11 protein-coding genes are annotated in these 11,588 nt (G+C 72.8%); 3 read left to right on the top strand and 8 right to left on the bottom strand.

Going from position 1 to position 11,588, the window contains the following annotated elements; translation table 11 throughout:
* Positions 1-27 precede the first annotated feature (27 nt).
* Positions 28-1,023: a ribonucleotide-diphosphate reductase subunit beta gene (locus tag ACSMTC_RS23415; RefSeq protein ID WP_436564787.1), complete on the top strand. Its 996-nt coding sequence runs from the start codon at positions 28-30 to the stop codon at positions 1,021-1,023.
* Between the two features lie 71 nt (positions 1,024-1,094).
* On the opposite strand, the gene def is transcribed toward ACSMTC_RS23415, so the two are convergent.
* The 8 genes from def to ACSMTC_RS23375 all read right to left on the bottom strand — a co-directional run bounded on the left by def (position 1,095) and on the right by ACSMTC_RS23375 (position 9,290).
* Positions 1,095-1,730 carry a peptide deformylase gene (gene def / locus ACSMTC_RS23410; RefSeq protein WP_436561672.1) on the bottom strand — a complete coding sequence of 212 codons (636 nt, stop codon included), beginning with the start codon at positions 1,728-1,730 and terminating at the stop codon, positions 1,095-1,097.
* Between the two features lie 99 nt (positions 1,731-1,829).
* Positions 1,830-2,810 (bottom strand): tetratricopeptide repeat protein, encoded by a 981-nt coding sequence (locus ACSMTC_RS23405; RefSeq protein WP_436561671.1) that lies wholly within the window; start codon positions 2,808-2,810, stop codon positions 1,830-1,832.
* Between the two features lie 326 nt (positions 2,811-3,136).
* Complete coding sequence (locus tag ACSMTC_RS23400) at positions 3,137-4,420, bottom strand: HD-GYP domain-containing protein (protein WP_436561670.1); 1,284 nt, start codon at positions 4,418-4,420, stop codon at positions 3,137-3,139.
* 244 nt (positions 4,421-4,664) lie between these two features.
* On the bottom strand, positions 4,665-6,101 hold the full coding sequence (locus ACSMTC_RS23395; protein WP_436561669.1) for an HD-GYP domain-containing protein: 1,437 nt from the start codon (positions 6,099-6,101) through the stop codon (positions 4,665-4,667).
* Positions 6,102-6,441: 340 nt separating this feature from the next.
* Complete coding sequence (gene rsrA / locus ACSMTC_RS23390; RefSeq protein WP_436561668.1) at positions 6,442-6,789, bottom strand: mycothiol system anti-sigma-R factor; 348 nt, start codon at positions 6,787-6,789, stop codon at positions 6,442-6,444.
* Positions 6,786-7,679: a sigma-70 family RNA polymerase sigma factor gene (locus ACSMTC_RS23385; protein ID WP_436561667.1), complete on the bottom strand. Its 894-nt coding sequence runs from the start codon at positions 7,677-7,679 to the stop codon at positions 6,786-6,788. Before ACSMTC_RS23385 ends, rsrA begins: the two co-directional genes overlap by 4 nt.
* 107 nt (positions 7,680-7,786) lie before the next feature.
* Entirely contained in the window at positions 7,787-8,422 is a 636-nt protein-coding gene (locus tag ACSMTC_RS23380; RefSeq protein WP_436561666.1) for an alpha/beta hydrolase family protein, read from the bottom strand.
* 112 nt (positions 8,423-8,534) lie between these two features.
* Entirely contained in the window at positions 8,535-9,290 is a 756-nt protein-coding gene (locus ACSMTC_RS23375) for an SOS response-associated peptidase (protein ID WP_436561665.1), read from the bottom strand.
* Between the two features lie 145 nt (positions 9,291-9,435).
* Here ACSMTC_RS23375 and ACSMTC_RS23370 point away from each other — a divergent pair, with 145 nt between their 5' ends.
* Together ACSMTC_RS23370 and aroA are read left to right on the top strand one after the other, a co-directional pair.
* Entirely contained in the window at positions 9,436-10,137 is a 702-nt protein-coding gene (locus tag ACSMTC_RS23370) for a M50 family metallopeptidase (protein ID WP_436561664.1), read from the top strand.
* A 119-nt stretch (positions 10,138-10,256) separates the two neighbouring features.
* Complete coding sequence (gene aroA / locus ACSMTC_RS23365; protein WP_436561663.1) at positions 10,257-11,576, top strand: 3-phosphoshikimate 1-carboxyvinyltransferase; 1,320 nt, start codon at positions 10,257-10,259, stop codon at positions 11,574-11,576.
* Positions 11,577-11,588 lie beyond the last annotated feature (12 nt).

Here is an 11,588-nt window from a genome sequence, read left to right as displayed (position 1 = left end):
CCCGCGCCCAGCAACGACGAGCGCAAGATGCTGCTCGACCCCGGCTTCGAGCTGACCCTGCGCCCGATGCGCTACCCGTCGTTCTACGACCGGTACCGGGACGCCATCAAGAACACCTGGACCGTCGAGGAGGTGGACCTGCACTCCGACGTCGCCGACCTCGCCAAGCTGAGCGAGGGCGAGCGGCACCTGATCGGCCGCCTGGTCGCCTTCTTCGCCACCGGTGACTCGATCGTCGCGAACAACGTGGTGCTCAGCCTCTACAAGCACATCAACTCCCCCGAGGCCCGGCTCTACCTGTCCCGGCAGCTGTTCGAGGAGGCCGTGCACGTCCAGTTCTACCTGACGCTGCTCGACACCTACCTGCCCGACCCGGACGACCGCGCGGCGGCCTTCGCGGCGGTGGAGAACATCCCCTCCATCGCACAGAAGGCCAAGTTCTGCTTCAAGTACATGAACGCGGTCGACCACCTCGACTCGCTGCAGACCAAGGACGACCGCCGCGCGTTCCTCCTGAACCTGATCTGCTTCGCGGCCTGCGTCGAGGGCCTGTTCTTCTACGGCGCCTTCGCCTACGTGTACTGGTTCCGCTCCCGCGGCCTGCTGCACGGCCTGGCGACCGGCACCAACTGGGTGTTCCGCGACGAGTCCATGCACATGGACTTCGCGATGTCCGTGGTGGACACCGTCCGCGAGGAGGAGCCCGACCTCTTCGACGACAAGATGGCCCAGCAGGTCACCGAGATGCTGGAGGAGGCCGTCGAGGCCGAGCTCCAGTTCGCCCGTGACCTGTGCGGTGACGGCCTGGCCGGCATGAACACCGAGTCGATGCGCCAGTACCTGGAGGCCGTCGCCGACCAGCGCCTGGCCCGCCTCGGCCTGCCGATCCGCTACGGCTCCACCAACCCCTTCGGTTTCATGGAGCTGCAGAACGTCCAGGAGCTGACCAACTTCTTCGAGCGCCGGGTCTCCGCCTACCAGGTCGCGGTCGAGGGCTCGGTCTCCTTCGACGACGACTTCTAGGCCGCTCGCGCAGAAGCCGGTAGCACGAAGGCCGGTACGGACTCCCGTCCGTACCGGCCTTCGCCGTACCGTCAGTCGTTGGACACAGTCGCGTACTTGGGGGTTCCCTCGGCCATCTGCTTCAGGGCGTCCTTGCGGGCGCGCTTGGAGAGCTTGTCGATGTACAGGAAGCCGTACAGGTGGTCGGTCTCGTGCTGGAGGCAGCGGGCGAAGAAGCCGGTGCCCTCGACCCGGACCGGGTTGCCGTCCTTGTCCCGGCCGCTCACCGCGGCGTAGTCGGGGCGCGGGAGTTCGGCGTAGGCGGTGGGGACCGAGAGGCAGCCCTCGTGGCCGTCGTCCAGGACCCGGCGGCGGTCGGCCGGGAACTCCTCCAGGACCGGGTTGACGACGTGGCCGATGTGGCGCACGCCCTCGTCGTCCGGGCAGTCGTAGACGAAGACCTTGAGGTCCACGCCGATCTGGTTGGCCGCCAGGCCGACGCCCTCGGCCGCGTACATCGAGGCGAACATGTCGTCGATCAGCGCGGACAGTTCGGCGTCGAAGGCGGTGACGTCCTGGCACTCACGGTGCAGAACGGGGTTGCCGACCACGGTGATCGGACGGGCCTCGGCCTTGGAGAGGTCCGGCACCTCACCGATCACCTTGGTGACCGCAGGCTCCTCGTGCTCGTGGTCGTGGTCGTGCTCGTGGTTGTGCTGCTCCGCCATCGTCGCTTCCGCTTCCGTGGATCACTTGGGTTTACCGCTCAAGAGTACGGCCCGAACCCTCTCCGGGTCCTTACCGCCTTTGCCCGGCACCGTCCTTGCTCAGCAGACCTCTTCGAGGTCGCGGTAGGCCCTGGTCCCCGGCGAGCCGGCGACCCAGCGGTCGAGCAGCCGGCGGACCAGCCCGGCGGGCGCGGCGATCCCGCACTCGCGCTCGGCCAGCCAGGACATCCCGCCGCTGCCGCTGAGGTGGCTGAGGTGGCCGGGGTGGTCGAAGTCCCCGTCGTCGTGCGGGTCGTGGTGGTGGGTGTGGCCGTCGTCGGCGGCCATCCGGCTCTCCGAACAGGCCCGGCAGAGCAGCCGCACCGAGGAGGTCCAGTCCTCGGCCGCGTAGCCGGCGTCGGCGACCAGCCGCTCCAGCGCGTCCCGGTCCGCGGCGGTGGCCGCCTGGAGCAGCACCACGAAGGTCGGTACCGGCGAGGGCGCCCAGAGCTCGATCTCGTCGAAGACGGGGTACGCCACCCCGTCGGTGACCCGCTCGCCGTGCGGCGCACCGTCGTGCAGCACCACCTCGCCCCAGCGGCGGCCCGAGGACGGCAACGGGATGGAGAGCACCTCGATCCGCGCCGGGTCCAGGCGTCTGCCCCAGACCACCTCGGACTCGCCCTCCGGGGAGAGCCGGACGGGAGTAGTGCCGAGGTCCAGCTCCACCGGGCTGTCCAGCGCGGCACCGGCGGGCAGCCGCAGGCCGTACGCCTGCCAGGCGCGCCGGGCGAGCGGCCAGTCCTGGAGCGCGGTCGCGGTGATGCCGAGGTTCCACCAGTCGGGGGCGCCCTGCTCGCGGTCGAGCAGCGCGACGGCACGCAGACCGGCGCTGCGCGCCTGGTCCCAGTCCCGGCGGAACTTGTGCAGCAGTGCGAGGTTGAACCAGGAGTCGGAGAGCCACGGCTCCAGGTCGGCCGCCATCACCAGCAGCGCCCCCGCGTCCTCGTAGCGGCCGTCACCGATCAGGGTGAAGGCCCGGTCGGTCGTCTGCCGCCAGGTGGCCGACGGCCGATGCCGTGCGCGGTGGAAGATCCTCACGTTCCGTCCCTGCCGTTGTCGTCCGCCAGTACCGCCGGTGCCCGCCCGGAAGTCCGGGCCCCCGGGGCGGGGCCTGCGCGGAGCCGATATCCGCCACCGAACCGGTGAACCGGACCGGTGGCCGCAGCCGGAACGCCCCCGGGAGCCGGGCGGCCCCGCATCCGGTGTTCCACGCTACGACCGCATCCAACCACGGCAGGGTTCGACTGCGCTCCCCGCAGGTCCATTCAGTCAGCTCCGCCGCTCCGCCACGCCGTAATCGCGGGTCCGGCACTGCGGGTTCACCGCCCCGTCACGGCCGGAACCGCCCGCCCTCGGCCCCGGTCTCACGCCTGGGGCCGGCCGTCCTGGAGCCCCAGGCCGACCAGCGCCGCCAGCACCCTCGGGTCGTACCGGTCACCGCGTTCCAGCCGCAGCAGCTCCAGTGCCTCCCGCCGCCCGGCCGGCTCCGGCAGGCCCCGCTGCCGGGCGAGGGTGACCAGCTCGTCGTGGGCGTTGGCGACCCGGATGATCCGGGCGGCCAGCGGCAGGGTCGGATCGTCCGAGCCGTCGGGACGACGGCACGGGTCGGCGAGCCGGGCGACCTGCTGGGCGACCTGCCGCGGGACCCCGGTCCGCAGGATCACCTCGCTGCCCAGCCGGGCGATCCGCTGCTGCTCCGGCTGCGGCAGCCGGGCGGTGGCGCCGCAGGGCACCGGCTCGACCAGTGAGAGCTGCCCGATGTCGTGCATCAGCGCGGCGTACTCCAGCAGGGCCAGGTCCCTGGTGCCGAGGCCGAACGTCCGGCCGAGCGCGCAGGCGGTGTCGGCGACCCGGCGGGCGTGGCCCGGCGGGGTGTAGCCGGCCACCTCGGTGGCGCGGGCCAGGGTCTCGATGGTCTGCCCGGTGGTGGCCCTGACCGCGGCCGCCCGGCGGAAGGACACCTGGGCGAGCAGCAGCGGGATGCAGAACAGCGGCAGCGCCCACAGTCCCATCTCGGCCGCCAGCAGGCTGATCAGCATGCCGGTGGCGACGATCGCCGAGCCGATTCCGAGCAGCGACCGCAGCTCGTCCTCCAGTGCGGCGGCGAACCGCAGACCGGTCCTGGCCCGGTGCAGCCCGGCGGCCAGGACCGCGTCGCAGAGCGCGGCCAGGAGGGCGACCCCGCTGACGAACAGCCCGTACAGCGGCCCGGTGCAACCGGCCCGGTCCAGGGCACCGCTGTGGTAGAGCGGCTGGAACAGGGCGGCCGCGACGGCGACCGTGATCAGGCGGCGGGCGGCCGCGTCCGCCCTGGCCGGGCACGGCGCCCGGAACGGCGGTACGGCGCCGCTGACCATCCCCACCCCGGTGACCGCGATCACCTGCAGCACCCCGTGCGAGGTCGGCAGTCCGCGCAGCGAGCCGAGCAGGGCGTAGGCCAGTGCGGCGGCGATACCGATCGGCGCCTGCTCGCGGTCGCCCGGCAGGGTGATCCGCACCCGCTCACCGACCGCGATCACGGCGGCGAACGCGAGTGCGGTGGCCGGGTCGGCCGGCCCGTCCCACACCAGCTCGCCGAGCCCGGCCGCCAGCAGCGCGGCGGCGGCCAGCTGGACCGCCCGCACCCACGCCACCCCGGCGCTCACCATCCCGATCGCCCGGGTCCCGGACCGTCGGCACAGCGGTGCGGCCCTGTCCCGGGCCGCACCGCCGTCCTCCGTACCGCCGTCCTCCGTACAGCCGTCATCTGCACGCCCGCCTTCCGTACAGCTGCCTTCGTTCGGCTGCCTCCCGTACGGCCGCGCACCGTGCTGCCGGGCGCGGCACCACGGCGTTGCGCCGCTCCGCCCGGGCGCGGGCCGTCCGGTCGCTCCCCGTCCGCGCTCCCCCGGCTCACCGTCCGCCGCCCGAGCGTCCCGGGCGCGCCGCGCGCCCCTGCGGAGCCAGCGCCCTGGCGGGCTCCGGCACACCGAGCGGGATGTCCGGCACCTCCCCGGCCCAGCCGCCGGGCGGCGGCAGGACGGGCTCCCAGCCGTGCTCCTCGACCGCCGCGATCAGTGCCCGCACCATCGCCGGGTCGAACTGGCTTCCCGCGCACCGCTCCAGCTCGGCGACCGCCTCGGCGACCGGCCGCCCGCGCCGGTAGGACCGGGTGGAGGTCATCGAGTCGAAGGCGTCCGCGACCGAGATGATCCGGGCGAACTCGGGGATCCGGTCCCCGGACAGCCCGTCCGGGTAGCCGCGGCCGTCCACCCGCTCGTGGTGGTGCAGGATCCCGGCCCGGCCCTCCTCGCCGAGGAAGGCGATGTCCCGGATCAGCTCGTGCCCGAAGACCGGGTGCACCTCGACCGCCCGCCGCTCCGCCTCGTTCAGCGGACCGTTTCTGCGGAGCAGTTCCGTGGCCACGCCCAGCTTTCCGACGTCGTGCAGGGTCCCGGCGAAGTGCAGGGTGCGCAGCCGCTCCTCCACCATGCCCAGCTGTCCGGCGATCAGAACGGCCGCCCGGCCGACCCGTTCGCTGTGTCCCCTGGTGTACGCGTCCTTGACCTCCACGGCCTGCACCAGTGCCTGGACGGCGGTCTGCTGGGCCGTCCGCTCCCGGTGCTCCTGCGCGAGCACCCAGGCGGAGATGGTGAACGGCAGCAGCGCGAGCACCGCCGCGAAGGCTCCGTACGGCCCCCGCCAGAGGATCGCCGCCATCAGTCCGCCGGCCCCGTGCACCAGTGCGGGCAGCACCACCGCGAGCGGACCGCGCAGCGCGGCGCCCGGCCGCGGCCGCACCTGCGGACGTGATCCGGCGAGCCGCCGCATCAGGGCCACCAGGACGCTGTTGACCAGGCAGAACGCCGTCACCGAGGCCAGCGCGGGGAGCAGTGCGGCCGGGAACCTCGATTCGAGCAGCAGCCGTGGACCGTCCGTCAGATGGAAGACCACCCCGGCGGTCCAGGCCGAGACGGCGAGCTGGCCGGCGTTCCAGAACCGGCGCAGCGCACGGCGCCGGTCGGCGCACCCGGTGAGCGCGGCGGGCAGGACGACCAGTGCGGCGGCCGCCGGAGGCAGTGTCAGAACCCCGGCGAACAGCACCGGGAAGAAGACCGGACCGCCCGAGGGGTTCGCCCTGCCCGGCCGGCCGGGCCGACGGAACAGCACGTTCCAGAACCGCTGGCAGGGGGTGGGGAGGCCCTGGGCCAGACCGTCCCAGCAGCAGTGCAGGAAGGCCAGCAACGCGACCCCCGGCCAGTCGACCGGGCCGCCCAGCCAGCCGAGCGGTCCGTCGGCGGGCAGTGCCAGGGTCAGCAGACAGCCGGCTCCGGCGGTCGGTACCGCCACCAGGCCGCCGGCGATGCGCCGGTCCGGGCGCCGGGTGTCCCGAAGTCCGGGCGCCGCCCCGCCTGCCGAAGCGGCCTCTCGGTCCTCACCAGTGATCTCCGCCTCCCCGCCATGACCGCAGTCCCCCTCGGACCACACCGACTTGAGGGTCCGTCAGAGGAGGATAGGCCTCTGCCGGAGCGCGCGGAGGCGCGAAAACACATTGCCCGGGTCGACGCACTGTCGGCTCACCCGAACGAGTGAGCCGACCAGAAGACCGGCACGGTGCGACCGCACAAGGGGCCGGTCACGGCGGGCCGGAGCCCCGGCAACGGGATCCGCGGCGGGAAACGCCGACGGCCTACTCGGATGCGGCGAGGGTGCTCCGCGCGCCGTGGCCCGCGTTCTCCTCGGCAGAGACCTCGGCCACCGGCTGCGAGTCGCCGGAGCGCTGCCCGGCGCGGATGCTGTCGATCCGGGCGAGCACCTTGCCGCGCAGGTCGGCAGGCGTGTCGTCACAGCCGCAGGAACGCTTGATCAGCGCCTTGATGGCCTGTTCGAGCCCGTACTTCTCCAAGCAGGGCGAGCACTCCTCGAAGTGCACCCTCAGCTTGGCGCAGTCGCCCTCGGCCATCTCGTTGTCGAGGAATTCATAGAGGTGGTCGAGGACCTCGCCACACTCGGTGTCATGCGGATCGCCGCAGCTCATGAGCCCGCGCCCTTCGCTTCCTGCCCTGCTCCGCTACCCGCCGGAACGAGCCCGCGCTCACGGGCGTAGTCCTCCAGCATGCCGCGCAACTGGCGGCGGCCCCGGTGCAGTCGGGACATCACCGTACCGATGGGTGTACCCATGATGTCCGCGATCTCCTTGTACGCAAACCCTTCGACGTCCGCGAGGTAGACGGCGATGCGGAACTCCTCCGGAATGGCCTGGAGGGCGTCCTTCACATCGCTGTCCGGCAGGTGGTCGAGGGCCTGGGCCTCGGCCGAGCGCAGACCGGTCGACATGTGCGACTCGGCGCGGGCCAGCTGCCAGTCCTCGATCTCCTCGGCGGCGGTGCGCTGGGGCTCGCGCTGCTTCTTGCGGTACGAGTTGATGAACGTGTTGGTGAGGATCCGGTACAGCCACGCCTTGAGGTTGGTGCCCTCACGGAACTGGTGGAACGACGCGTACGCCTTGGCGAACGCCTCCTGCAGCAGGTCCTCGGCGTCGGCAGGGTTGCGGGTCATCCGGAGCGCGGCGGAGTACATCGGGTCGAGGTAGCCCAGGGCGTCGCGCTCGAAGCGCGCCCTGCGGGCCGCCTCGGTCTCGCTCTCCGACGCCCGGAAGGTGTCCTCGCCGATCGCCTCGGCCAGCTCGTCACCCGTGAGAACCTCGCTCACCGGCAGCACCTCGCCCGGCTCGGCCTCGTCCTCGGTCCCGACGACCGGACCCACCTCCTCGGCTCTGCGGGCACGGCCCACTGCAGACCCACCCGACAGCGAGGATATCGGGCTCACCGGCTTCTCGCTCGTGGTAAGCCAGTCCGACCAGACCGGCAGCGCGGCGTCCATCGCCGCCCGCTCGTCCGGCCGCTCGGGGCACGCGATCGAACCCATGTGTGCTGCCTTTCCACGGGACCCACCTGCTGACGGTGGTGTTAACCAGAGTGCCCCGCGCGGCATTCCCGGGCGCCCCGACGGACTTCCCCGTCCTTTCGGCCCCCTCAGCCGACTTCGAGGATCCAGTCGCCGACCGCCGAGGTGATCAGCCCCAGGGCCTCGTCCTGGCCGTACGGCGCCCGCTTGGGGACGGCGAACCCGTGGCCCGCGTACGGAACGGCGACCAGCCGGTGGCCCGCCGGGAGGTCCGGGAACTCCTCCGGGGCGCCGAAGGTGTCCTTCTCCCCCTGCACCACCAGGGTCGGGCGGCCGGAGCCGAGCAGTTCCTCGGCCCGGCTCTTCTCCGGCTTGCCCGGGGGATGCAGCGGAAAGGCCAGCGCCAGCACGGCGGCGGCCCCGGCGGCCAGGGCCGTCCGGCAGGCCACCCGGGCGCCGGCGCTGCGGCCGCCGACCACCAACGGCGGTCCGTCAGCGGCGAGTTCGGCCATCACCGGGAGCCAGCCCGCATCCAGCGTCTTCGGCGCGGGGGCGACCTTCTTCCCCGCGACCCGCCAGGGCTGCTCCACCAGCGCGACCTCGATCCCGCGCGCCGGCAGCCCGGCGGCCAGCGCCTGCAGGTCGATCGCCTCGACACCACCGCCCGCGCCGTGCCCGAGCGCGAGCAGCGCCCTCGGGCGGCCGACGGCCGGGTACCTGGTGATCCTGGCCTCACCGACGGGGGTGGTCACGAGGGTCTGCACGGCGGCTCCTGGAGGTTCTGGGTGATCGGCCCCGACTGCGGTCAGGCCCGGGGGACGGGCACTCGGAAGAGCTCGGAGGAACTCGGAAGCGCCCGGAAGAGCTCAGAAGAGCTCAGAAGAGCATCGTGCCGTCGTTGCCGTTCTCGTCCAGCGGTTCGACCAGCTCGGGCCCGTTGTTGCGGATGTTGCCGACCGCCGACGAGACCGGAACGGCCCGCAGCGCTCCGGGCGGGGGCGGTACGAGCAGCGGCCGCAGCTCCTCGGCGTTGTCCAGGGCCGGGTCCAGCCAGGCGTCGAAGGTGGACGGATCGAGGAAGAGCGGCATCCGCTCGTGGATCGGGGCCAGCGCCGGTTCGGCGTCCGTCGTCACGATGGTGCAGGTCACCAGCCAGGCCGCCGGGTCGTCGGCCGGCACGGCGCGGTCCCGCCAGAACTCGTACAGCCCGGCCAGGGCCAGCACCCGGCCGTCCACCCGGCTGACGAAGAACGGCTGCTTGCGGGGTCTGCCCCGCTCGCCGGATATGGTCTGCCACTCGTAGTAGCCGTCGACCGGCAGCAGACAGCGCCGGGAGGCGAAGGCCTGGCGGTAGGCGGGCTTCTCGTGCACGGTGTCGGAGCGGGCGTTGATCATCTTCACCGCGGTCTCGGCCGACCGCGACCAGGACGGCACCAGACCCCAGCGCAGCACCCTCAGCTGGCGCACCGGCTCACGCTCCCCCTTGGGGGCCCGGTCCAGCACCGCGTACGCCGAGTCGGTGGGCGCCACGTTCCAGCTCGGCGCGATGGTCTCGGCCGGGTCCCACTGCCGCACCCCGAAGATCTCGACCAGATCCTCCGGCTTGGTGGTGGAGGCGAAGCGTCCGCACATGCGGCCAGCTTGCCATGCGACCCGCCCGCGGTGTGCCCCGTCTCACCCACCAGAACCGGGAAGTACCACCCTGCCGTCCTGCCATGGGAGGCTGCGCACTCGGACACCGAGCGGCAGGGCCAGGACCGACCACGGAGGGCAGGGCATGGACAGCACATACGTATGGCACCTGGTGGTCGGCTCGCAGCCCGGACCACCGGCCTGGGTGGCCCCGGCCACGGCGGCGGTGGCGCTGCTCGCCGTGGTGCTGCGACCGGTCTGGCGGTTCAGCCGCAACGTGGTGACCATCGCCCACGAGGGCGGGCACGGCCTGGCCGCCGTCCTCACCCGGCGCCGGCTGGCCGGGATCCGGCTGCACTCGGACACCTCCGGCCTGACCATCTCCTCCGGACCGCCCACCGGCCCCGGCATGATCCTCACCGCCGCCGCCGGGTACACCGCCCCGCCGCTGCTCGGCCTCGGCGGCGCCGCACTGCTCGCCGGACAGCACATCGCCCAGCTGCTGTGGATCGGGATCGTGCTGCTGGCGGCCGTCCTGATCATGGTGCGGAACGCCTTCGGGCTGGTCTCCGTGGTGCTCACGGGTGCGGCCTTCGTCCTGATCTCCTGGTACGGCGGGGGCGAGGTGCAGGCGGTCTTCGCCTACCTGGGCGTCTGGTTCCTGCTGTTCGCCGGGGTCCGCCCGGTGGTCGAGCTCCAGACCAAGCGCCGCCGCGGCGAGGCCCCCGACTCCGACGCCGACCAGCTCGCCCGCCTCACCGGGGTGGCCGGCGTCCTCTGGGTCACCCTCTTCCTGGTCATCGCCCTCTCCTGCCTCCTCGCCGGCGGCAGCTGGCTGATGCGGTAGCCCGCCGGGGGTGCGGGCCCCCACGGCTCACCGCGCCTTCGGCGTGTCTTCGCAGAACGCGCGTCCGCCATTCGAATAGGAACGAAGCCCTGATTTCCCGGGCCCCTAGACTTGTCCACATGACCGAAGCCCTGTGGCCCGCCCCCGTTGCGACCAGCGCCGTCGACGCGACTGTCACCATCCCCGGCTCCAAGTCGGCGACCAACCGCGCCCTGGTGCTGGCCGCCCTCGCCGACAGCCCAGGATGGGTGCGCCGACCACTGCGCAGCCGCGACTCCCAGCTGATGGCCGACGGCCTGCGCGCACTCGGCGTGACCATCGAGGAGACGGTCAACACCGCCAGCGGCGGCTTCGGCGGCGGCGAGGCCTGGCGGGTCATCCCGGCCGGCCAGCTGCACGGCCCGGCCCAGGTGGACGTCGGCAACGCCGGTACCGTGATGCGCTTCCTGCCCCCGCTCGCGGTTCTCGCCGACGGCCCGGTGCACTTCGACGGCGACCCGCGCTGCTACGAGCGTCCGCAGCACGGCGTGATCAACGCCCTGCGCGCGCTCGGCGCCCGGATCGACGACGGCGGACGCGGCGGCTTCCCGCTGACCGTGCACGGCTCCGGTGCGCTGGACGGCGGTCCGGTCGAGCTGGACGCCTCGTCCTCCTCCCAGTTCATCAGCGCCCTGCTGCTCTCCGGCGCCCGCTACAACAACGGCGTGGAGATCCGGAACACCGGCGGCACCGTGCCCTCCCTCCCGCACATCCGGATGACCGTGGACATGGTCCGCAAGGCCGGTGCCCAGGTGGACGCGCCCGAGGACGGCGGCGAGAAGGACATCTGGCGGGTCACCCCCGGCGCGCTGATCGGCCGCGACCTGGTGGTCGAGCCGGACCTCTCCAACGCCGCGCCGTTCTTCGCCGCCGCACTGGTCACCGGTGGCCGGGTGACGGTCCGCGACTGGCCCAGGCACACCTACCAGCCGGGCGACCAGCTGCGCGAGATCTACACGCGGATGGGCGGCAGCTGCCGCTTCACCGACGACGGCCTGGAGTTCTCCGGTACCGGCCGGATCCACGGCATCGAGGCAGACCTGCACGACGTCGGCGAGCTCACCCCGGTGATCGCGGCCGTGGCCGCGCTGGCCGACTCCGAGTCCCACCTGTACGGCATCGCCCACCTGCGGATGCACGAGACCGACCGCCTGGCCGCACTGGCCAAGGAGATCAACGACCTCGGCGGCGACGTCGCCGAGACCGAGGACGGCCTGCGGATCCGCCCGCGCCCGCTGCACGGCGGTGTCTTCCACACCTACGAGGACCACCGGCTGGCCACCGCCGCGGCCGTGCTGGGCCTCGCGGTCGAGGGCGTCCAGGTGGAGAACGTCGCGACCACGGCGAAGACTCTGCCCGACTTCCCGCGGATGTGGGCCGATCTACTGGGCCAGGGCTGAGGGAGTACTGCA

Origin of the sequence: Kitasatospora sp. HPM-01-4, from assembly GCF_051374625.1 — a bacterium.
In the GTDB taxonomy this organism is placed as follows: Bacteria; Actinomycetota; Actinomycetes; order Streptomycetales; family Streptomycetaceae; genus Kitasatospora.
The sequence above is the reverse complement of the archived record's forward strand: the minus strand, read 5'-3'. Positions and strand labels throughout refer to the sequence as shown.